Annotated in this window: 21 protein-coding genes; 10 read left to right on the top strand and 11 right to left on the bottom strand. The window is 60.4% G+C overall.

Annotated features, from left to right (window positions below; genetic code table 11):
* Positions 1-2 precede the first annotated feature (2 nt).
* The 3 genes from C4J86_RS26575 (at position 3) to cfaB (ending at position 2,898) form a co-directional block, all read left to right on the top strand.
* Positions 3-848, top strand: coding sequence for a DUF692 domain-containing protein (locus tag C4J86_RS26575; protein ID WP_124372343.1), 846 nt, complete (start codon positions 3-5; stop codon positions 846-848).
* Positions 839-1,624, top strand: a complete 786-nt coding sequence (locus C4J86_RS26570; protein WP_124372342.1) for a DNA-binding domain-containing protein — start codon at positions 839-841, stop codon at positions 1,622-1,624. The genes C4J86_RS26575 and C4J86_RS26570 overlap by 10 nt, the downstream gene beginning before the upstream one ends.
* 89 nt (positions 1,625-1,713) lie before the next feature.
* A complete protein-coding gene (gene cfaB / locus C4J86_RS26565; RefSeq protein ID WP_124365052.1) occupies positions 1,714-2,898 on the top strand; it encodes a C17 cyclopropane fatty acid synthase CfaB in 1,185 nt (394 codons plus the stop codon).
* Positions 2,899-3,035: 137 nt separating this feature from the next.
* Here cfaB and cls read toward each other — a convergent pair whose 3' ends face one another.
* Entirely contained in the window at positions 3,036-4,475 is a 1,440-nt protein-coding gene (gene cls / locus C4J86_RS26560) for a cardiolipin synthase (protein WP_124372341.1), read from the bottom strand.
* Between the two features lie 130 nt (positions 4,476-4,605).
* Between cls and C4J86_RS26555 the strand changes: the two genes are divergently transcribed.
* Entirely contained in the window at positions 4,606-5,127 is a 522-nt protein-coding gene (locus C4J86_RS26555; RefSeq protein WP_065933659.1) for a DUF3617 domain-containing protein, read from the top strand.
* A gap of 24 nt (positions 5,128-5,151) precedes the next feature.
* On the opposite strand, the gene C4J86_RS26550 is transcribed toward C4J86_RS26555, so the two are convergent.
* The 4 genes from C4J86_RS26550 to folE2 are packed head-to-tail and all read right to left on the bottom strand — an operon-like array spanning position 5,152 to position 8,463.
* Entirely contained in the window at positions 5,152-6,030 is an 879-nt protein-coding gene (locus C4J86_RS26550) for a metal ABC transporter substrate-binding protein (RefSeq protein ID WP_124372340.1), read from the bottom strand.
* An 11-nt stretch (positions 6,031-6,041) separates the two neighbouring features.
* On the bottom strand, positions 6,042-6,908 hold the full coding sequence (locus C4J86_RS26545; protein ID WP_124365049.1) for a metal ABC transporter permease: 867 nt from the start codon (positions 6,906-6,908) through the stop codon (positions 6,042-6,044).
* The gene (locus tag C4J86_RS26540) at positions 6,908-7,576 is read right to left on the bottom strand and encodes a metal ABC transporter ATP-binding protein (protein WP_124372339.1); all 669 of its coding nucleotides are present in this window, start codon (positions 7,574-7,576) and stop codon (positions 6,908-6,910) included. Before C4J86_RS26540 ends, C4J86_RS26545 begins: the two co-directional genes overlap by 1 nt.
* Positions 7,573-8,463, bottom strand: a complete 891-nt coding sequence (gene folE2, locus C4J86_RS26535; protein WP_124372338.1) for a GTP cyclohydrolase FolE2 — start codon at positions 8,461-8,463, stop codon at positions 7,573-7,575. Before folE2 ends, C4J86_RS26540 begins: the two co-directional genes overlap by 4 nt.
* Before the next feature lie 128 nt (positions 8,464-8,591).
* Between folE2 and C4J86_RS26530 the strand changes: the two genes are divergently transcribed.
* Positions 8,592-9,803, top strand: coding sequence for an N-acetylmuramoyl-L-alanine amidase (locus C4J86_RS26530; RefSeq protein ID WP_124372337.1), 1,212 nt, complete (start codon positions 8,592-8,594; stop codon positions 9,801-9,803).
* On the opposite strand, the gene C4J86_RS26525 is transcribed toward C4J86_RS26530, so the two are convergent.
* On the bottom strand, positions 9,800-10,189 hold the full coding sequence (locus tag C4J86_RS26525; RefSeq protein WP_124372336.1) for a glutamine synthetase: 390 nt from the start codon (positions 10,187-10,189) through the stop codon (positions 9,800-9,802). The two genes, C4J86_RS26530 and C4J86_RS26525, sit on opposite strands and share 4 nt — an antisense overlap.
* 62 nt (positions 10,190-10,251) lie before the next feature.
* On the opposite strand from C4J86_RS26525, the gene zigA reads away from it, so the two are divergent.
* From zigA to C4J86_RS26510, 3 genes are read left to right on the top strand one after another with little or no spacing between them, the layout of a single operon-like run.
* Positions 10,252-11,460 (top strand): zinc metallochaperone GTPase ZigA, encoded by a 1,209-nt coding sequence (zigA, locus tag C4J86_RS26520; RefSeq protein WP_124372335.1) that lies wholly within the window; start codon positions 10,252-10,254, stop codon positions 11,458-11,460.
* The gene (locus tag C4J86_RS26515) at positions 11,460-12,104 is read left to right on the top strand and encodes a DUF1826 domain-containing protein (protein WP_124372334.1); all 645 of its coding nucleotides are present in this window, start codon (positions 11,460-11,462) and stop codon (positions 12,102-12,104) included. Before zigA ends, C4J86_RS26515 begins: the two co-directional genes overlap by 1 nt.
* Before the next feature lie 45 nt (positions 12,105-12,149).
* Positions 12,150-13,112 carry a GTP-binding protein gene (locus C4J86_RS26510; RefSeq protein ID WP_124372333.1) on the top strand — a complete coding sequence of 321 codons (963 nt, stop codon included), beginning with the start codon at positions 12,150-12,152 and terminating at the stop codon, positions 13,110-13,112.
* On the opposite strand, the gene C4J86_RS26505 is transcribed toward C4J86_RS26510, so the two are convergent.
* Positions 13,106-13,501, bottom strand: coding sequence for a DUF3301 domain-containing protein (locus C4J86_RS26505; protein WP_124365041.1), 396 nt, complete (start codon positions 13,499-13,501; stop codon positions 13,106-13,108). The two genes, C4J86_RS26510 and C4J86_RS26505, sit on opposite strands and share 7 nt — an antisense overlap.
* Before the next feature lie 117 nt (positions 13,502-13,618).
* On the opposite strand from C4J86_RS26505, the gene pdxY reads away from it, so the two are divergent.
* The gene (pdxY, locus tag C4J86_RS26500; RefSeq protein ID WP_124372332.1) at positions 13,619-14,491 is read left to right on the top strand and encodes a pyridoxal kinase PdxY; all 873 of its coding nucleotides are present in this window, start codon (positions 13,619-13,621) and stop codon (positions 14,489-14,491) included.
* Between the two features lie 123 nt (positions 14,492-14,614).
* Here pdxY and C4J86_RS26495 read toward each other — a convergent pair whose 3' ends face one another.
* Both C4J86_RS26495 and C4J86_RS26490 read right to left on the bottom strand, forming a co-directional pair.
* Positions 14,615-15,547 carry a transposase gene (locus C4J86_RS26495; protein WP_124369104.1) on the bottom strand — a complete coding sequence of 311 codons (933 nt, stop codon included), beginning with the start codon at positions 15,545-15,547 and terminating at the stop codon, positions 14,615-14,617.
* A gap of 317 nt (positions 15,548-15,864) precedes the next feature.
* A complete protein-coding gene (locus tag C4J86_RS26490; protein WP_034110411.1) occupies positions 15,865-16,350 on the bottom strand; it encodes an acyl-CoA thioesterase in 486 nt (161 codons plus the stop codon).
* Between the two features lie 278 nt (positions 16,351-16,628).
* On the opposite strand from C4J86_RS26490, the gene C4J86_RS26485 reads away from it, so the two are divergent.
* Positions 16,629-18,392 (top strand): cation:proton antiporter, encoded by a 1,764-nt coding sequence (locus C4J86_RS26485; RefSeq protein ID WP_124372331.1) that lies wholly within the window; start codon positions 16,629-16,631, stop codon positions 18,390-18,392.
* A 13-nt stretch (positions 18,393-18,405) separates the two neighbouring features.
* Here the strand turns inward: C4J86_RS26485 and C4J86_RS26480 are convergent, their stop codons facing one another.
* Positions 18,406-18,813: an SMI1/KNR4 family protein gene (locus C4J86_RS26480; RefSeq protein WP_078735291.1), complete on the bottom strand. Its 408-nt coding sequence runs from the start codon at positions 18,811-18,813 to the stop codon at positions 18,406-18,408.
* A gap of 134 nt (positions 18,814-18,947) precedes the next feature.
* Positions 18,948-19,817 carry a Tim44 domain-containing protein gene (locus C4J86_RS26475; RefSeq protein ID WP_124365039.1) on the bottom strand — a complete coding sequence of 290 codons (870 nt, stop codon included), beginning with the start codon at positions 19,815-19,817 and terminating at the stop codon, positions 18,948-18,950.
* Positions 19,818-20,002 lie beyond the last annotated feature (185 nt).

The following is a 20,002-nucleotide window of genomic DNA, read 5'->3' as shown; positions in this document are numbered from 1 at the left end:
TGATGACCCGTTCTCTCCCCTCCCTGGGTTACGGCCTGGGTTTGCGTCACGAATACTATGAACAGATCCTTGCCCAATCCCCTGCGGTGGATTGGTTCGAAGTGATCTCCGAGAATTATCTGGTGCAGGGCGGCAAGGCCTTGTATTACCTGGACGCCATAGCCGAACGCTATCCCTTGGTGATGCACGGCGTGTCGTTATCGATCGGCGGGCCCCATGCCATCGACACCGCTTATCTCAAGCAGGTAAAGGCCCTGGCCGAGCGCATCCAGCCAGCCTGGATTTCCGATCACCTGTGCTGGAGCCGTGGCAGCGCACACCAGTTGCATGACCTGCTGCCCCTGCCGTACACCGAAGAAAGCCTGTACCACGTGGCCAGTCGCGTGCGTCAGGTGCAAGACGTGTTGCAACGCCCGCTGGTGCTGGAAAACGTCTCCAGCTATGTGCGCTCCAAGGCCGATGAATTCACCGAGTGGCAATTTCTCAATGCCCTGGCGCACCTGACGGGATGTCAGTTGCTGCTGGACGTGAACAATGTGTACGTCAGCTCGCGTAATCACGGGTTCGATGCCTGGACGTTCATTCGCAACCTGCCGCCTGAAAGCATTCGCCAGCTGCATCTGGCGGGGCATAGGGACTACGGCGACTACGTGGTCGATACCCACGATCAGCCGGTGTGCGATCCGGTGTGGGCGCTGTATCAGCGCACGCTGGAACACCTGGGGCCGGTCTCGACGCTGTTGGAGCGCGACGATCATTTCCCGCCGTTCGAAGTGCTGCTGGCTGAATTGAACAAGGCCCGGGAACTGGGTGCCACTGCGTTGGCCAGGCGGTCGCTATGCGCTTGATCGATTGGCAACGGGCGTTCGAGGCACATCTGTTGTCTGAAACCTGCACCGCCGACAGTGGCTTTGCCGCCACCTTGCTTGGCGGGCCGACGCTGGATGTGGACACGGGCCTGGCGATTTATCACAACGCCTACCTGTCCCGATTGCAGGACGTATTACGTCACGACTTTGCCGCCATCCGGTATTGGCTGGGCGATGATGAATTTGCCGCGCTGAGCCAAGCGTATATTCGTCGTTATCCCTCGGCCCATTACAGCCTGCGCTGGCTGGGTGAACGTTTTGCAGGGTTTATCCTTGAACACCTGACGGCCGAACAAAGTGCCCCGCTGGCGGAACTGGCGCGGCTGGAGTGGGCATTCACCCTGTCATTCGACGCGCCTGCGGGCGAGGCGCTGACCCTCGACCATATGGCGCAACTGGCGCCTGAAGACTGGCCGGCATTGCGCGTATCGCTGGTGCCTTCAGTGCAGCAGCTAACGTGCCGTTTCAACACGCTGAGCATCTGGCGGGCCAATAAGGATGAATCGGACTTTCCCGGCAGCCAGGCGCTGGACCCGGCGCAGGCCTGCCTGGTGTGGCGCCATCAGAACCTGTGTCGTTACCGCAGTCTCGAGCCCGGCGAAGCCCACGCCCTGATGGGCATGACCGCCACCGGCTGGAACTTTTCAGAACTGTGCGTCGAGTTGGCAGTCACTTATGAAGAGGGTGCGCCACTGCAAGCGGCCACATGGCTGAAACAGTGGATCCAGGACGGGTTGCTCGAGCGTCGGGCTTAATGGCAGGCAGTTATTTAATCGATAGCTTCCTACTTTATTTTGGATGGTCTACCCTCACAGCAGACGTCTGAAACAAGGGGGGACTACTCATGCTCGCGCAACTTCCACCGGCCTTACAGAATCTTCAGCTACCGCTACGTCTTCGACTCTGGGACGGCCATGAATTCAACCTGGGCCCCGAGCCCAGTGTGACCATCGTGGTGAAGGACCCTACGGTCGTCTCACAACTGACCCATCCCACGCTCGACGCCCTGGGCGAAGCCTTCGTCGAGGGCAAACTGGAGCTGGAAGGCTCCATCGCCGAGGTGATCAGGGTATGTGACGAGTTGAGTCACGCCTTGATCGAAGACGACGACGGCCCTCGGCCGGTGCGCTCGATCCACGACAAGGCGACCGACGCGGCGGCCATTTCCTACCATTACGACCTGTCCAACGAGTTCTACCAGCTATGGCTGGACCAGGACATGGTGTATTCCTGCGGTTATTTCGAAACCGGCAGCGAGTCCATCGACCAGGCACAACAAGACAAATTCCGCCATCTGTGCCGCAAATTGCGACTGCAGCCGGGTGAGTATCTGCTTGATGTGGGATGTGGCTGGGGCGGGCTGGCGCGGTTTGCGGCGCGGGAATTCGGGGTCAAGGTGTTTGGGATTACCTTGAGCAAGGAACAACTGGCCCTGGCCCAGGAGCGGGTGAAGGCCGAAGGCCTGGAGGACCAGGTCGACCTGCAGCTGCTCGACTACCGCGACCTGCCTCAAGACGGACGTTTTGACAAAGTGGTGAGCGTGGGCATGTTCGAACATGTCGGCCACGCCAACCTGGCGCAGTACTGTCAGATTCTGCACGGCGCCGTGCGTGAGGGCGGCCTGGTGATGAACCATGGCATTACCGCCAAACACACCGACGGCCGCCCCGTGGGCCGTGGCGCCGGGGACTTTATCGAGCGCTATGTGTTTCCCAACGGCGAGCTGCCGCACCTGGCGATGATGACGGCCGAAATCAGCGAAGTCGGGCTGGAAGTGGTCGATGTCGAAAGCCTGCGCCTGCACTACGCGCGCACCCTGGACCATTGGAGCGAGCGCCTGGAGGACAACCTCGAAGCAGCGGCGAAGATGGTGCCGGAGCACGCCTTGCGTATCTGGCGCCTGTACCTGGCGGGTTGCGCCTATGCCTTTGCGCGGGGCTGGATCAACCTGCATCAGATCCTGGCGGTGAAACCCCATGCCGATGGCAGCCATGAACTGCCGTGGACGCGGGAGGATATCTACCGCTGAGCCGTTTCTTCAGAACACTGAAGGGCCAAATGTGGGAGGGGGCTTGCCCCCGATGACGGTGTATCAGCTACCCATTAGCTGGCTGACACGCCGCCATCGGGAGCAAGCCCCCTCCCACATTTTTACAGTGGTGTTTGTCAGAGAATCGGCGAGATCAAGCGCGCCACGCGCATGCCCAGCTGTTGCAGGCGCCGGGTTTCGCGGCTTTCCTCCTGGCTGACTTCATGGGCCAGGGCGAAGTCGTCCAGCAGCATCCGCTCCACCTCTTTGGCGAAGGCTTCGTCGACCGTCAGCAACATCACTTCGAAATTCAGCCGGAACGAACGGTTGTCCATGTTCGCGCTGCCGATGGCGCTGATTTCGCTGTCCACCAACACCACCTTCTGATGCAGAAAGCCCGGCGTATAGCGGAACACCCGCACGCCAGCGCGTACCGCTTCGATCGCGTAAAGGCTGGAGGCGGCGTAGACGATGCGGTGATCAGGGCGCGATGGCAGTAACAGGCGTACGTCGACACCACGCAAGACCGCCAGGCGCAGGGCGGCGAATACGGCTTCGTCAGGGATGAAATACGGGCTGGTGATCCACACGCGTTCGGTCGCGGCGTGAATGGCCTCGACGAAAAACAGCGAGCAGGTTTCATACGAGTCGGCCGGGCCGCTGGCGAGCAATTGACAGAGCACGCCATTTTCGGGGTAAGCGTCCGGCAGAATCAGGGGTGGCAGTTGGCGTGCGGCCCAGAACCAGTCTTCGGCAAACGACTCTTGCAAGCACGCCACCACCGGGCCGGTGACCTGCACATGGGTATCGCGCCACGGCGACAAGGGCGGCTTTTTGCCGAGGTATTCATCGCCCACATTGTGCCCGCCGACGAACCCGGTGATGCCGTCCACCACCACGATCTTGCGGTGGTTGCGAAAGTTGACCTGGAAACGGTTCAGCCAGCCGCTGCGGGTGGCGAAGGCTTTGACGTTGACCCCGGCGTCGCGCAGCGACTGCACATAGCGATGGGGCAGGGCGTGGCTGCCGATGCGGTCGTAGAGCACGTAAATATTCACGCCTTCGGCCGCTTTTGCCGTGAGCAACCTGTGCAGTTGGCGACCGAGTTCATCGTCATGAATGATGAAGAACTGGAACAGCACAGCGGTTTTCGCGCTGCGGATGGCCTCGAAGATTGCGCTGAAAGTGGCGTCGCCGTTAATCAGCAACTGCACTTGGTTATTGGCCAGGCACGGCATGCGGCCCAATTTGGGCATGGCGCGCAAAGAGGCGTAGGCGCTGGAATTGCGCGCGGCCAGCGCTTCCTCGACCCAGGGGCGCCAGTTCAACTCGGCGATGGCCGTGTGCATTTCCTGGTTGGCCTGGCGACGCGCCTGGATGTAGGCGTCGAAGGTGCTGCGGCCGAAAATCAGATAGGGAATCAGCGTGAGGTAAGGCATGAACATCAGCGACAACGCCCAGGCAATCGAGCCTTGGGCGGTCCTGACGGTCAGTACCGCATGGATCGCGGCGAGGCTCCCGAAAAAATGCAGCGTGGCAATGAAGTAGGCGAGCAGGTGCGGGCCAAAAAAATCCATGAACGACATTACTCCGGGCAGTCCAATGCGTAACAGACCATGTTCCACAGTGAATGTCGCTATTTTATTTGCCGTGCAACACTGGCACCTTTGCGGCGTCTAACGCCCACAATTGCCCAGGAGTTACCCGATGAATGCTCGTCTGCTCTGTTTATCCATGGTTGTTGGTTTGTCGCTGCCGGTGGCAGCACAGGCACAGATGTTGGCGCCGGGCTTGTGGGAATTGACCACCAGCAATATGAAAGTCGATAACCAGGACCTGCCGGACCTGTCGCTGATCCTCGGTCAGCTCAAGCAACAGATGACCCCTGAACAGCGCGCCATGTTGGAAAAACAGGGCATCACCATGGCCGGTAAAGGCGTGCAGGTGTGCCTGACGCCGGCGCAGGTCGCATCCGACTCCATCCCCCTGACGGACCCGCAATCAGGTTGCAAACAGCAAGTGACCGACAAGACCGGCAACCAATGGAAATTCCGCTTCAGTTGCCCGAAAGCCCAAGGCGTAGGCGTGGCGACTTTCCAGAGCCAGAAAGAATTCACCACCACCGTCAACGGCACCTTCAATGCCACCGGCATCCAGCAAAAGGGCAGCCTGGACACTCACGCGCAATGGCTGGGCAACGATTGCGGTACCGTCAAACCTCGCGCTTGACGCAGAACCATCAGGCATTGCGAATCATGGTGTGCTCAGCGCCGCGCACAAGGTATTGAGGTTGTATTCGAACAGCCCGATAAACGTGCTCGCGGGGCCTTCGGTGGCGAGGGCGTCGGAGTACAGCGTGCCGCCGATCTGCGCACCGCTTTCATCGGCAATTTGCTTGAGCAGGCGTGAGTCCTTGATGTTCTCCATGAACACGGCCTTGACCTTGTCCTGGCGAATCTGGGTGATCAGCGCGGCCACTTCGGCGGCTGACGGTTCGCGCTCGGTGGACAAACCTTGTGGCGCGAGGAACTGGATGCCATAGACCTGGCCCAGGTAACCGAAGGCGTCATGGGAGGTCACGATACGGCGGTTACCCGACGGCAGTGCGCCGAACTTGGCCTTGGCTTCGGCCAACACGCGGTGGATTTCTTTCAGGTAGGCCTGGCTGTTGCGCAGGTAGTCTGCCTGGTTGGCCGGGTCTGCGGTTACCAGCGCTTTAGTGATGTTGTTGACGTAAATCTCGGCGTTGGCCAGGTTGTGCCAGGCGTGTGGATCCGGGATGGTCTCGCCGTCCTCGTCCATGGTGTGGGAGATCACACCTTTGCTGGCGGTGACCACCGTGGCCTTGGTCTCGGTGCTGCGCACCAGTCGGTCCAACCAGGGCTCGAAGCCGAGGCCGTTCTTGATGATGAGTTTCGCCTTGAGCAACGCCTTGGCGTCGTCCGGCGTGGGTTCGTAGGTATGGGCGTCGGCGTCCGGGCCGACCATGTTGCTGATCTGGATATGATCGCCACCGATCTGTTGGGTGATGTCATCGAGAATACTGAAGCTGGTGACCACTTGGAGTTTATCGGCGGCCTGGGCCATCGAGAGGGGCAGCAGCAGACTGAACAGCACGAGTAGAGCGCGCATCGGAAAACACCTCATTGGGATGTAAGCAAGGGCGGGCGGCGCAGCAAGCCGTGCACCGGACCGAAAACCACGGACAACGCATACCCGGCTCCAGCCACCAGCACGATGGCCGGGCCGCTGGGCAGTGAGTAGTAGAACGACAGCAACAAACCCAGCCACACCGACAGGCATCCCAGCACCGCCGATACTGCGATCAGCACCGGCAGGCGCCGGCTCCAGAAGCGCGAAGCGATGGCCGGCAACATCATCAACCCCACCACCATCAAGGCGCCGATGGCCTGGAAACCGATGACCAGGTTCAGCACCACCAGGGTCAGGAATAGCCCATGAGCCAGCGGGCCGAGGCGGCTGACGGTTTGCAGAAACAGCGGGTCGAGGGTATCGAGCAGCAGCGGTTTGTAGATCAGCGCCATGGCGATCAGGCTCAAGCCGCAGACCCAGAGCATGCCGGTGAGGGTGGTTTCGTCCACGGCCAGGGCCGAGCCGAACAACAGGTGCAGCAGGTCCAGGCGCTTGCCGGCGATGCCCAGGATCAGCACGCCGGCAGCGAGGGAGATGGGGTAGATGGCGGCAAGGCTGGCGTCTTCACGCAGGCCGGTGCGGCGGGTGATCCAGGCGGATAGTCCGGCCATGCTCAGGCCCGCACCGAGGCCACCGATAGTCAGTGCCGGCAGGCTCAACCCGGCGAACCAGAAGCCCAGGGCGGCACCGGGCAGGATGCCGTGGGCCACGGCGTCACCGATCAGGCTCATGCGCCGCAGGATCAGAAACACGCCCAGCGGCGCCGTGCTGCAGGCGAGTACCAGGCCGCCGATCAGCGCGCGGCGCATGAAGACGAAGTCGACAAAGGGCATCCACAAGTGAGCAGCAAAGTGCATCAGGCCACCTGCAATTGCGGTTGTGGGCGGATCAGCTCTTTGCTTGGGCCCAGCGCGCAGCCGGTGCTTTTGATGTGCAGCACGTGCGGGGTGTGGTGGCGCACCGAGGCCAGGTCATGGCAGACGACCATCAACGTGCGGCCCGCTTCGTGCCAGGCGTGAATGTGTTTCCAGCACAGCGCCTGGCCTTCTTCGTCGAGGGCCGCGTGAGGTTCGTCGAGCAGCAGGACTGGTGCGTCGGCCAGGCTCATGCGGGCGAGCAGGGCGCGTTGCAGCTGGCCGCCAGACAGGGCCATCAATGGGCGTTGCTCCAGGCCGCTGAGGCACCAGTCTTCCAGCACGGTTTGCAGGCGCTCGCTGCGTTGCGGTGGTGTGAGCCGGGTGCCCCAGAATCCGGCGGCGACCAATTCTTGCAGGCTGATGGGGAACTGTCGGTCCAAGTGTTGCTGCTGAGGCAGGAACGCCAGGCCGCCACGGCGTGGAACAGCCACGCTGACGGTCCCCGCCAGCGGCTTTTGCAGGCCGGCGATGACTTTGAGCAGGCTGCTTTTGCCACAGCCATTGGGGCCGATGACGCCAGTGAGACTGCCCTTTGCCAGGGTGAAATCCACGGCGGGGGTCAGCGGTTGGCCCGGGGCGCCCCAGCGCAAAGCGTTGCAGGTGATCATGGGAAGGGTCTCGTCCAGCGGCTTTCAGCCACGGCATCGTGCGCGTGCAGGCTTTCAGCATGGATCACTTTGAGGTGGAAGGCTTTGACCGCATCCGAGCGTTTCAAGGCGAGGTTCAGGCGGCGGGCGGCGTCTTCGCAGAACATCAGGTTCTGCCCGTTGGCCAGCGCGAAGGCCTGTTCGTCGGCACGCTTCACTGCGGTTTGCACAGCGGTGCCGAGCGCGGCTTCGGCAGCGTTGATCAAATCGACGATGGCCAATTGGTCGCCTTGCAGATGCACCTGTAACTGGGCGCTGCTGCGCTGGCTGTGGGGCGTGGCGACGATGCCATTGGTGCTGCCGAGCCAGGTCAACACGTCTGCATGCCGCAATGGCGTGTTGGCGAAATCTTCGAGAAATTGCTGCTGAATCAATTGCCTGGCAAGGGCAGCGGAGCAAGGGCAGGTCGAGGAATAAGCAACGTCAATTTTTAGTTCCACGTGGAACATCTGGTTTTCCAGACGTGCCTCGATGCTTACCGGGTAGCGCTTCCAACCGTCCAGTGGGCTGACCAGGGCGGGGCGTTTCAACAGTAAGTGGGTGTGGATCCGCAGGTAGGCGTTGTTAGATAAATCTTCATGTGTGTCGAGAAAGCGCTGCAGTACATTACGCAGAAGTGCAGGCGTAAGCGGTTGCTGGTCGAACGCCTGCAGCGCCAGGTACAGGCGTGACATATGAATACCACGGGCCAAGCCATCGTCCAGGCTCACCCCTGCATCGGCGGTGGCGGGCAGACGTTGGCCCTCAAGCAGAACCGGCAAGGCGATGCCGCACATGCCGACCCAGTCGAGTGGTAAGGCTTGGCGTGAAGCCTGCGCAGCGATATCCGGCAGAGTCAGCGCATTCATGAGCAGGTCCATCGTTGGAAATAATTCGACATGTTATAGTATAACAATCGCTTCGACGATGAAATTTCTGCCCCAGCCTTTCTTCAGTCACGTCGAGCAGGGACGCTCCTTTATTTGCGGTATTGGTCATGCACAGACGTCAGCTCCTCAACCTGCTGCTGGTCAGCCCCTTATTCGCCTTGCCGCTGGGGGCCTGCGCCACGCAAATCCGCAATGCGCGTCTGTGGCGTTCGGAGGATAAGCTGCGGCTGGTGTTCGACCTCAGCGGCCCGGTGCAATACAAGACGTTTTTCCTGGCCGCGCCGGATCGCGTGATCATTGACCTGAGCGGCGCCGGGCTCAGTGGTGACTTTTCCCAGTTGATGCTGAAGAACAGCGGAATTACTTCGATTCGCTCCGGGCATTTCGGCAAGGACGACACCCGCATCGTGCTGGACCTGGCCGCACCGATGCAGCTCAACAGTTTCCTGTTGCCGCCTCAGGAGGGTCAGGGCCATCGCCTGGTGCTCGACCTGACGCGCGCTACCTCGGCGCCTCGTCAAATCGCGGCCGCGCCTGCGCCATTGATCGCGCCGGTGGATAAAGCTCATCCCCGGCGCGACATCATTGTGGTGGTCGACCCTGGCCATGGCGGCAAAGACCCCGGCGCCATCGGCTCCAAAGGCCAGCGGGAAAAAGACGTGGTGTTGTCGATTGCCCAGTTGCTGGCTAAACGCTTGAAACGCGAAAAGGGTTTCGATGTGAAGCTGGTGCGCAACGACGACTTCTTCGTGCCTTTACGCAAGCGTGTGGACATAGCCCGCCAGCACAAAGCCGATATGTTCATCTCGGTGCATGCCGACGCGGCACCCAGGCTCACCGCATCGGGGGCCTCGGTGTATGCGTTGTCCGAGGGCGGTGCTACCTCGGCAACTGCACGTTTCATGGCGCAGCGCGAAAACGGCGCGGACCTGCTGGGCGCCACGACGTTACTCAACCTGAAGGACAAGGACCCAATGCTCGCGGGCGTGATTCTCGACATGTCGATGAACGCCACCATCGCCTCCAGCCTGCAGCTGGGCAGCGCGGTGTTGGGCAGCCTGCAAAACATCACCAGCCTGCATCAGAAACGCGTGGAGCAGGCCGGGTTCGCGGTGCTCAAATCACCGGACGTGCCGTCGATCCTGGTCGAGACCGGGTTTATCTCCAACACCCAGGACGCCCAGCGGCTGGTGACTGCGCGCCATCAGCAGGCGGTGGCAGACGGTCTGTTCGACGGGCTGAAGAAATACTTCGAAAAGAACCCGCCGATGAACAGCTATATGGCATGGGTGCAGGAACAGAAGAAGGGCCAGGTCTAACAGCCGGTCATTCGGCTGCAGGTGAACCTGGCGCTGGCGCCGCCCGAACTGGAGAACCGGTTAAGGGTGGTCCAGCCCACGCGCCGCGTGTAGCCAACCCACGCCTCACCGTCCGATGCCAATCCGGTAAAGAACGTCAGCTGCCCATAGCGGCTATTGGTTTGTGCCCAGTAGCGTTTGCCGATCACTTCGAACCCGCGCAGATACGTGGTGCTGCCAACGGTCGCCACACTGTAGGCATTGCCCAGCGGGTCGACACAGGCCAGCAGGTTGGCGCTGCGCGTGCAGTGAGCCACCGGGTTTGGGGGTTGGGCACAGGCAGGTCCTGCCACTGCTGATAACAGGGCGCAAATCGCGAAGAGTAAGGAGGGTTGGCTTATTTGCATTGTTATACTATAACATAAAAACAAAGCCTGGCTCGACCGGGCAGCCTGATGAGAGCGATCCGATGCCCAACCGTCTACCCGTCACCGTGTTGTCCGGCTTTCTCGGCGCCGGCAAAAGCACCCTGCTCAACTATGTACTGCGCAACCGCGAAAACCTGCGGGTGGCGGTGATCGTCAACGACATGAGCGAAATCAACATCGACGGCAGTGAGGTGCAGCGCGACGTTACGCTCAATCGCGCCGAAGAAAAACTGGTGGAGATGAGCAACGGCTGCATCTGCTGCACCCTGCGCGAGGACTTGCTCGAAGAAGTCGGCAAGCTCGCCAGGGAAGGTCGGTTCGATTACTTGCTGATCGAATCCACCGGCATCTCCGAACCCATGCCTGTGGCCGAAACCTTCACGTTTCGCGATGAAAACCAGCAGAGCCTGGCGGATGTCGCACGCCTGGACACCATGGTCACGGTGGTCGACGGGGTGAATTTCCTGCTCGACTACCAGGCCGCAGAAAGTCTGGCCTCACGTGGGGAAACCTTGGGCGAGGAGGACGAGCGCTCGATCACCGACCTGCTGATCGAACAGATCGAATTCGCCGACGTGATACTGGTCAGCAAGATCGACCTGATCAGCAGCCGCGAGCGCGAAGAACTGATGGCCATTCTTGAGCGCCTCAATGCCCAGGCGCAGATCATTGCGATGGTCATGGGGCAAGTGCCGTTGAACAAGATCCTCAACACCGGCCGCTTTGATTTCGAACGGGCTGCCCTGGCACCGGGCTGGTTACAGGAATTGCGCGGTGAACACGTGCCGGAAACCGACGAGTACGGCATTGCGTCCACCGCTTACCGTGCGCGCCGCCCGTTTCATCCACAGCGGTTTTTCGACTTTATCGACCGGCCTTGGGAGAACGGCAAACTGTTGCGTTCCAAAGGCTTCTTCTGGCTGGCCAGCAAACACCAGGACGCCGGCAGTTGGTCCCAGGCCGGTGGTTTGATGCGCCATGGCTTTGCCGGGCGCTGGTGGCGTTTTGTGCCGAAAAGCCAGTGGCCGCAAGACGCAGAAAGTGTCGCGGCGATCATGGACAACTGGCAACCGGGCACTGGTGATTGCCGTCAGGAGCTGGTGTTTATCGGCCAGCACATCGACTTTGCGCAGATGCGCGCCGAGCTGGACCAATGCTTGCTCACGGATGAAGAAATGGCCCTGGGCGTCGAAGCTTGGCGCCAGTTGGCCGATCCCTTTGGCCCTTGGTATGAAGAGGCCGCCGCCTGATGTTGGCCCCGCTTACTCCCCTGCGCCCGGTGGTTCGCCAAACCCGCGGGCAAACCCCGCTGGCGCTGTCTGACATCCTGGAAGACGGCGTGAACCTGGCGCTGTGGCAGCGCCAATTACCCTTGCACATCGCCGAATTCGCCGCCTTGGTCGTGGCGCTCGATGAGCCGCTGGCCGAGGCATTGGTTATCGAGTTGGACCGCGAAGACAGCGCGCCGAACCTGCAGGGGCTGGCGCCCCATTGCCGCGATCTTGAAGGCTATGATGGTTTTATCGCCGATGTGTCCTGGCTGGTCAGTGCATTCGCCTGCCTGCTGGGCGCCAGGCGCATCGGCGTGCGTCTGCGCCTGCTGGACAGGGCCATGTGCCCGCGTTTTCACGTCGACCATGTGCCTGTGCGGCTGATCACCACCTACGCTGGCGTCGGCAGCCAATGGCTGCGCGAAGGCGTCATGGACCGCCGGCGATTAAGCCAGCCCGACGCAGAGCCCACCGAGCGCATCGAGCAAATCCTCTGTGGCGAGGTGGCTCTGCTCAAGGGCACCAAATGGCATGGCAACGAAGACCATGGCCTCATTCACCGCTCACCTGCACTGAAAGCCAATGAGCGTCGCTTGATCCTCACGCTGGATTGGCTTGCATAAACGCGTAGGATCAAACGCTCTACACGGTCTGAATGATGCCAACCCATGCTGCAGAACATTCCCACCCATGTGATTGCCGGGCCCTTGGGTGCCGGCAAGACGAGCCTGATCAAACACCTGCTTGCCCAACGCCCGGCCAACGAGCGCTGGGCGGTGCTGATCAACGAGTTCGGGCAGATCGGCCTGGACGCGGCCTTGCTCACTCAAGCTGACGATGGCATTGCCTTGGGCGAAGTGGCGGGTGGCTGCCTGTGTTGTGTGAATGGCGCGCCGTTCCAGGTAGGCCTGGGGCGGTTATTGCGTAAGGCCAAGCCGGATCGGTTGTTTATCGAGCCGTCGGGCCTGGGCCATCCGGCGCAGTTGCTCAAACAGTTAGGCGAAGCGCCATGGCAAGGCGTGCTGGCGGTTCAGCCCTGGGTGCTGGTGCTGGACGCCCAGGCCCTGGCAGCGGGCAAACCCTTGCCGCAAGCGCAGCAGGAGGCGCTGGCCGGTGCCGGCTTGCTGGTGTTGAACAAGGATGAGGCGCTGGACGCTGAGCAACGCCAGGCTATTGAGCAGCGGTTACCTGGCAACGCGCTCTATTGGACGCGCCAGGCTCAGTTGCCTCTGGAACAATTGCCTGGCTTGAAAGCCAAGGCTGGCGAGGTTGTGGATAACTTCGCGGTGCCCCAAGGCTTGGCGCAAATGCCGGCGATCTGGAGTGACCCCACGTTGCCAATCTGCTTGAGCCAAGCCGAGGAAGGTGGCTGGAGCATTGGCTGGCGCTGGCATCCGAGCCAGGGATTTGACCTGGAACGAGTGAGCCAATGGCTGACGGGTCTGCAATGGCGTCGCGCCAAACTGGTTATCCACAGCCGTGACGCGTGGATGTCCGCCAACGCTGTGGATAACAGTTCACTCGCCTGGCAACCCAGCGAATGGCGCCGCGATTCACGTATCGAATTGATCTTCAACGCACCACAGAACGTGGCGGCATTGCAGGCCGCTCTGGCTGCCTGCCGTTACTGACGGTTCTTGGTTGCGTGGTCCTGGCGCCACTGGCTCAGCTCGATGACGTTGGCGCTGGGCAGCGGCTCCTTGGCTTCGAACGGGTAGGGCGCCAATTCAATCTGCGCGCTGTGGGCGCCAAATTGGGTAATGGTGCCGCTGTGGCGAGCCTCGCCTGTCACGGTGAACTCGAAATTGTAGACCCGTGCCAACCGGCGCCGACCCTTGGCATCCTTCACGAAACCGATGCGTTTGAGTGCCACCGCGCCGTCGAGCAGTTCGATATCGAGCTTGGCGCAGTGCTGCTTGACCCGCTCCAACGCGCGCTCGCGCAGGCCATGGTTGTGCCAGACCCAAGCGGCGCCGGTCGCCAGCAGCATCAACACGAACATGTTTCCCAGGGTCAGCATTCCATGAACTCCAGCAAAGTGAGCGCAGCTTAACTGTGTCGCCGGTCTGTCGTACAGGCTGCGTTTAGTCGCATACTGCGCGGCCAGAATTTCAACGGCTTTATGGACATCTCCTGCATGAAACGCACACCCCATCTGCTTGCGATCCAGTCTCATGTGGTTTTCGGCCACGCCGGAAACAGCGCCGCCGTGTTCCCCATGCAGCGGGTCGGGGTGAACGTATGGCCGCTCAACACGGTGCAGTTCTCCAACCACACACAGTATGGCCACTGGACGGGCGAAGTGCTGGCGCCGCAGCAGATTCCGGCACTGGTGGAAGGTATCGCAGCGATCGGCGAGCTGGGTAACTGCGATGCAGTGCTGTCCGGCTACCTCGGCAGTGCGGATCAGGGGCGTGCGATTCTTACCGGCGTGGCGCGCATCAAGGCGCTCAACCCCAAGGCAATGTACCTGTGCGACCCGGTGATGGGCCACCCTGAAAAAGGCTGCATCGTGCCGCAGGAAGTCAGTGATTTCCTGCTGAACGAGGCGGCGGCCATGGCGGATTTCCTATGCCCCAACCAACTGGAGCTGGACAGCTTTGCCGGGCGCAAACCGCAATCGCTGTTCGATTGCCTGGCGATGGCCAAAGCCCTGCTGGCGCGCGGGCCGAAGGCGGTGCTGGTCAAGCATCTGGATTACCCCGGCAAGCTGCCGGACGGCTTCGAGATGCTGCTGGTGACGGCTGATGGCAGTTGGCACTTGCGTCGGCCACTGCTGGCATTCCCGCGCCAGCCGGTGGGTGTGGGCGACCTGACGTCAGGGTTGTTCCTGGCGCGGGTGCTGCTGGGCGATAGCCTGTTGGCGGCCTTCGAATTCACCGCCGCGGCGGTGCACGAGGTGCTGCTGGAGACCCAGGCCTGCGCCAGTTATGAACTGGAACTGGTGCGGGCGCAGGATCGCATTGCCCATCCGCGCGTACGGTTTGAGGCCACGCCGATCAGCCTGTAAGCACACAGAACCAATGTGGGAGCAACTGTCTTAATGGATTCAATTCAGAAGTCATTTCTCATAGGCAGCAAAGCTCCCACAGCCTTAGGCCGTGCGATGTTGAACGAAGTAGCTGCTACCGCGCTAAGCGGTGCGCTCTATCCATTCAGTACGGTCGCGCAGCATCGCGTTCAGGCGTACCAACAAAACGCGCATACAGGCGATCAACGCGACTTTGGCGCATTTCCCTTTATCACGTAGCGCCTTATATCGAGTCCCGAATTCTGGCTGGTCCCGGATGACCACCCAACAGGCCATGTAAAGTGAGCGACGAGCTGAAAACCTTCCGCCACTGATATGACGTGCACCTTTATGCCTTCCGCTGTCGTTGTTGTACGGAGCGAGTCCCGCTAATGCTGCGATAGGGCGTCCGCCAATTTCTCCCAGCTCGGGCAGGTAAGCCATAAGACTGGTGGCAGTAACCAACCCGATGCCTTTGACTGAACACAGTCGAGCCACCTTTTCGCTATCTAGCTCGTTCGCACTTTGACGAATTAGTTGATCTATCGCCTCCACTGCCGTGTTCAAATAGTCGATATGGCTCTGCAATGCAGGCTTTACCGCATCGCAGGAAGCAGTTTTCAGGCGTCGTCTGTCGTCATCTCTTTGCTGAACAAAATGTTCCCGCTGCTGGACCAACGCGCGCAGCTTGTCGTGTTCCGGGCTTGTGATTCGGGCACTTGGCGAGTCTAGAATGGCTGCATAGTGCGCCAGAGACTTTGCGTCTATCGGGTCGGTTTTGGCTTTTTGACCCATCGCTCTGGAAAACTCTTTGGCGCGACGGGGGTTAACGCACATAACCTCAAGGCCGGCAGCCTGGGCCGCTTTGACGACTTTGCGCTCGTAGCCGCCCGTGGCTTCCACCAACACGCGATTAACCTGGTAAAGCATTAGCCAACCGATCAACGCCGGTAACTCTCTTTCAGTGTTGGAACAGCTTACCCCAGCTTCAAGTGAATGAATCCGAACCTCAAGACTGTCTTTGGAAACATCAATGCCTGCGGAACAGGAAAACATGGCCAAATCCTCTTACACTTAGAGTGAGAGCGCTCTGGCTTGGCCCACGCTTGTAACTGTTCGAGGTGGGCTCGTTCAACTGTTCGGGCTCATGTCCAGAGCGGAGAGGTGAGTAGCAGCGTGGGCTCCCACACGTGCTTTAAGCACTCGGGGCATTCAGCTTGCTACTCACCGCTCTCACCCTCAGTCTAATCCTGACTCAAGACACAAGGGGGCTTGCTCCCGATGGCGGTGTGTCAGTCAGCATGTTCGAGACTGATCCACCGCTATCGGGAGCAAGCCCCCTCCCACATTTGATTCGGTTCGCAGCTTGGAATTTAAGGCGCGTCGGCCTTGATTTCCTGATAGCGCTTTTCCAATTCCTGGCGAATCTGCCGACGCTGCTGGGCCTGCACGAAGCGGCGCTTGTCTTCGCTGTTGTGCGGCTGCAAGGGCGGCACGGCGGCCGGTTTGCGCTGGTCGTCCACCGCTACCATGGTGAAAAAGCAACTGTTGGTATGACGCACCGAGCGTTCACGAATGTTTTCGGTCACCACCTTGATGCCCACTTCCATCGAGGTGTTGCCGGTGTAGTTGACCGACGCGAGAAAGGTCACCAGCTCGCCGACATGGATCGGCTCGCGGAAAATCACCTGATCCACCGACAGCGTGACCACGTAACGGCCGGCATAACGGCTGGCGCACGCGTACGCCACTTCGTCGAGGTACTTGAGCAGGGTGCCACCGTGGACATTGCCTGAGAAATTGGCCATGTCTGGGGTCATCAATACCGTCATCGACAGCTGGGCGTTTCCGGGTTCCATAGCACACTCACGGGTTGTAGGCATTGGTTGGGTAGGGCACCTCTGCGGGTGCTGGGGTCTTTGCAGCGCCATCCCTAACGGGACGCCAGTGGACGGCTTGCCGTCACGCGCGGGTCGATCTGTTTCCATATATTGCACCGGCTTTCCGGCGGAAGTCGCGGTGTTAACCTTCAAAAGCCCATCTCCGGGCATTTCTTACGATCACGGCAGACTTTTCTTTCAGCGGTAGCACACGCGGAAAGTGAGAAAGCGCCAGCCATTTCAAGGAGCCCTTCGCCATGCACGCCATCAGTTTTATCCAGGATTTGGCCGTGATCATGTTGGTGGCAGGGGTTGTCACCATTCTGTTTCATCGCCTCAAGCAGCCGGTGGTGCTGGGTTACATCGTTGCCGGCTTCATCATTGGCCCCTACACGCCGCCGTTCGGCCTGATTCACGATGAAGATACGATCAAGACCCTGGCAGAACTGGGGGTGATCTTCCTGATGTTCTGCCTGGGCCTGGAGTTCAGCCTGCGCAAGCTGTTCAAGGTAGGCGCCACGGCGTTTATCGCGGCGTTCCTGGAAATCATCCTGATGATCTGGATCGGCTACGAAATCGGCCAATGGTTCGACTGGAACACCATGGACTCGTTGTTTCTCGGCGCGATCCTGGCGATTTCCTCGACCACCATCATCGTCAAGGCGCTCAATGACCTGAAGATGAAGAATCAGCGGTTCGCCCAGCTGATATTCGGCGTGCTGATCGTCGAGGACATCCTGGGCATCGGCATCATTGCTTTGCTGTCGAGCATCGCCGTCAGTGGCACGGTCAGCTCCGGCGAGGTGTTTTCCACCGTGGGCAAGCTGTCGTTGTTCATGATTGTTGCGCTGGTGATTGGCATTCTGCTGGTGCCCCGCCTGCTGGCTTACGTCGCCAAATTCGAAAGCAACGAGATGCTGCTGATCACCGTGTTGGGCCTGTGTTTCGGCTTCTGCCTGCTGGTGGTCAAGCTCGAATACAGCATGGTGCTGGGGGCCTTCCTGATCGGTGCGATTATGGCCGAGTCACGCCAACTGATTAAAATCGAGCGCCTGATCGAGCCGGTGCGCGACATGTTCAGTGCGATTTTCTTCGTGGCCATTGGGTTGATGATCGACCCGCAGATCTTGCTGCAGTACGCCTGGCCGATTGCGGTGATCACTGTGGCGGTGGTGTTGGGCAAGATGCTGTCGTGCGGGCTGGGCGCGTTTATCGCTGGCAACGATGGTCGCACCTCGCTGCGGGTGGGCATGGGGCTGTCACAGATCGGCGAGTTCTCTTTCATCATCGCGGCGCTGGGGATGACCCTGCAAGTGACCAGCGACTTTCTCTACCCGGTGGCGGTGGCGGTTTCGGCGATCACCACCTTGCTCACGCCTTACCTGATCCGCGGTGCCGACCCGCTGTCGTTGAAAATTGCCGCCGTGATGCCCCAGCGCATGAGCCGGGTATTCGGGATGTATGGCGAATGGCTGCGCAGTATTCAGCCTCAAGGCGAAGGCGCCATGCTGGCGTCGATGATTCGTAAGATCGTGCTGCAAGTAGGGGTGAACCTGGCGCTGGTGATCGCGATCTTCTTCGCCGGAAGCTTTTTTGCGGCGCGCATCGGTGGGTATCTGGAAGGCTGGATCAGCGATCAAAGCTGGCAGAAGGCATTGATCTGGGGCGGGGCGTTGTTCTTGTCGCTGCCGTTCCTGATTGCGGCGTATCGCAAGCTCAAGGCGTTGTCGATGTTGCTGGCCGAGATGAGCGTGAAGCCGGAAATGGCGGGCCGGCATACCCAGCGGGTGCGGCGGGTGATTGCAGAGTTGATCCCCATCCTGTCACTGCTGGTGATCTTCCTGCTGTTGGCAGCCTTGTCGGCCAGTATTCTGCCGACCAACAAGTTGCTGGTGCTGATCGCGGTAGTCACGGCGGCGGTGGCGGCGGTGCTCTGGCGCTGGTTCATCCGCGTGCATACGCGGATGCAGGTGGCCTTGCTGGAGACGCTGGATAACCACAAGGATACGCCGGAGCACTAGCGGGGTTTGGGAATCAGCTTTCCAGCCAGACGTCCCGTGCCCAGTGCCACACCGACTCCCAGGTCTCTTCCTGGACCAGTTCTTCCTCGGCGGACCACAGCACCACGGTGCCGTCTTCCTCGACGCAGTAGTAATCGTCGCCATCCTGGCAGATCGGGATCATGCTGCGATCAACCCCGGCATCCCAGGCGTTGGCGGCAACATCCGGCAGATAAGTGTGGGATTGCGGGTCGGTGACGGTCACCGGCTCAAGGCTGCCGTAGACCACGTCGCTGACGGTCAGCAGGAATTCGCGGAACACAAACGGGATGTCGATGAACAGTTGTTCCTCGATTTCCACCAGTTGGTCTTCGTCAGGCAGCTCCAAAGGAACCGGGACCGGTTCGTTGGCTTCACGCAGTTGTTCGATGATTTCTTCCACGGCCGGGATCCTCTTGCTAGTAGGCGCGGTTTATAGGGGCGTTTTATACAGTAGCTCGCTATAAGTGCAACCGTGAAATAGAAAACCCCGGACATGTCCGGGGTTTTGTTACCGCGTGCTCAAACGAGCAGGTATCAGCCGTTCTGGCGGATACCGGCGACCAGCCATGGCTGGTTGTCGCCTTGGGCGCGTTCCATGTTCCAGCTTTCGCTGAACACTTCGCCCTGGTCGAAACGCGAGGTCTTCGACACACCGCTGAAGGTCAGGGTGGCGATGGTCTTGTCGGCGCGATCATCCACGCCTTCCAGTTGTACGCGCAGGTCGTCGATATAGGTCGACTGGAAGGCGTCACCCAAGTCGGCGCGTTCGCGCTTGAGGAACTCGAGCAGTTGCGGGGTCACGAACTCGGAGATCTTGTCCATTTCGTTGGCGTCCCAGTGCTGCTGCAGGGACTGGAAGTGGCTGCGGGCCGCTTCGACGAAACGCTCCTCGTTGAACCAGGCCGGTGCGTTGATCACCGGACGGGCGGCGGCAGGCGCTGCCGAACCACCGAAGATCGAACCCATGGCCGGTTTTTGCTCGAACACTTCACGCTGCATCGGCGCGCCGGCCGGAGCCAGGTGCTCCTGCTGCTTGCGGCGACGGGCGGCGATAAAGCGGAAGATCACAAAGGCAATAACGGCCAGGATCAGGATGTCGAAGATCTGCATGCCCTGGAAGCCGCCGCCCATGAACATGGAGGCGAGCAGGCCACCGGCGGCGATGCCGGCCAATGGGCCCAACCAGCGCGAAGCACCGCCGGCCTTGGCAGCAGCGCCCGCAGCACCGGCCGCGCCTGCGGTAGCCGCAGCACCGCCGGCACCGGCGGATGGAGCCATCTGGCTGGTCTGGTGGGTCGGTGCCGAGCCCATGCTTTTGCCGCCACCGAAGCGTTTGGCGTTGGCGTCGAGGCTCATCGTCAAGCCGATGCACAACGCCATGGCGATGCTAAGAAAACGTTTCATAAAGGGAATTCCCATTTGTGGATTGCACGCGCGCCATGTTGCACAGGTGTCGTGACAGTGGCTAGCGACATAATGTTTCGGGCTTTTACGTAGGACCGATTCAGAATGGTCTGTAGGACTTATTACAGATATTGGCTCCATACTCGTCTAAAACAAGGGCGAGCCATGAGTCTTCATGTTACGCA

Source organism: Pseudomonas sp. R2-7-07 (assembly GCF_003852355.1).
Lineage (GTDB): Bacteria > Pseudomonadota > Gammaproteobacteria > Pseudomonadales > Pseudomonadaceae > Aquipseudomonas.
Note: the sequence above shows the minus strand (reverse complement) of the source record. Positions and strands in the feature narration are given on the sequence as shown.

What these genes read in the sequence shown, in the direction of transcription:
- C4J86_RS26475 (WP_124365039.1), bottom strand. Translation starts at nt 19,817, where the DNA reads ATGAAACGTTTTCTTAGCATCGCCATGGCGTTGTGCATCGGCTTGACG.
- C4J86_RS26575 (WP_124372343.1), top strand. Translation starts at nt 3, where the DNA reads ATGACCCGTTCTCTCCCCTCCCTGGGTTACGGCCTGGGTTTGCGTCAC.
- C4J86_RS26570 (WP_124372342.1), top strand. Translation starts at nt 839, where the DNA reads ATGCGCTTGATCGATTGGCAACGGGCGTTCGAGGCACATCTGTTGTCT.
- C4J86_RS26505 (WP_124365041.1), bottom strand. Translation starts at nt 13,501, where the DNA reads ATGCTGACCCTGGGAAACATGTTCGTGTTGATGCTGCTGGCGACCGGC.
- C4J86_RS26540 (WP_124372339.1), bottom strand. Translation starts at nt 7,576, where the DNA reads ATGATCACCTGCAACGCTTTGCGCTGGGGCGCCCCGGGCCAACCGCTG.
- cfaB (WP_124365052.1), top strand. Translation starts at nt 1,714, where the DNA reads ATGCTCGCGCAACTTCCACCGGCCTTACAGAATCTTCAGCTACCGCTA.
- zigA (WP_124372335.1), top strand. Translation starts at nt 10,252, where the DNA reads ATGCCCAACCGTCTACCCGTCACCGTGTTGTCCGGCTTTCTCGGCGCC.
- C4J86_RS26490 (WP_034110411.1), bottom strand. Translation starts at nt 16,350, where the DNA reads ATGGAACCCGGAAACGCCCAGCTGTCGATGACGGTATTGATGACCCCA.
- C4J86_RS26550 (WP_124372340.1), bottom strand. Translation starts at nt 6,030, where the DNA reads ATGCGCGCTCTACTCGTGCTGTTCAGTCTGCTGCTGCCCCTCTCGATG.
- C4J86_RS26525 (WP_124372336.1), bottom strand. Translation starts at nt 10,189, where the DNA reads ATGCAAATAAGCCAACCCTCCTTACTCTTCGCGATTTGCGCCCTGTTA.
- C4J86_RS26555 (WP_065933659.1), top strand. Translation starts at nt 4,606, where the DNA reads ATGAATGCTCGTCTGCTCTGTTTATCCATGGTTGTTGGTTTGTCGCTG.
- C4J86_RS26530 (WP_124372337.1), top strand. Translation starts at nt 8,592, where the DNA reads ATGCACAGACGTCAGCTCCTCAACCTGCTGCTGGTCAGCCCCTTATTC.
- cls (WP_124372341.1), bottom strand. Translation starts at nt 4,475, where the DNA reads ATGGATTTTTTTGGCCCGCACCTGCTCGCCTACTTCATTGCCACGCTG.
- C4J86_RS26515 (WP_124372334.1), top strand. Translation starts at nt 11,460, where the DNA reads ATGTTGGCCCCGCTTACTCCCCTGCGCCCGGTGGTTCGCCAAACCCGC.
- C4J86_RS26495 (WP_124369104.1), bottom strand. Translation starts at nt 15,547, where the DNA reads ATGTTTTCCTGTTCCGCAGGCATTGATGTTTCCAAAGACAGTCTTGAG.
- C4J86_RS26510 (WP_124372333.1), top strand. Translation starts at nt 12,150, where the DNA reads ATGCTGCAGAACATTCCCACCCATGTGATTGCCGGGCCCTTGGGTGCC.
- C4J86_RS26485 (WP_124372331.1), top strand. Translation starts at nt 16,629, where the DNA reads ATGCACGCCATCAGTTTTATCCAGGATTTGGCCGTGATCATGTTGGTG.
- pdxY (WP_124372332.1), top strand. Translation starts at nt 13,619, where the DNA reads ATGAAACGCACACCCCATCTGCTTGCGATCCAGTCTCATGTGGTTTTC.
- C4J86_RS26545 (WP_124365049.1), bottom strand. Translation starts at nt 6,908, where the DNA reads ATGCACTTTGCTGCTCACTTGTGGATGCCCTTTGTCGACTTCGTCTTC.
- folE2 (WP_124372338.1), bottom strand. Translation starts at nt 8,463, where the DNA reads ATGAATGCGCTGACTCTGCCGGATATCGCTGCGCAGGCTTCACGCCAA.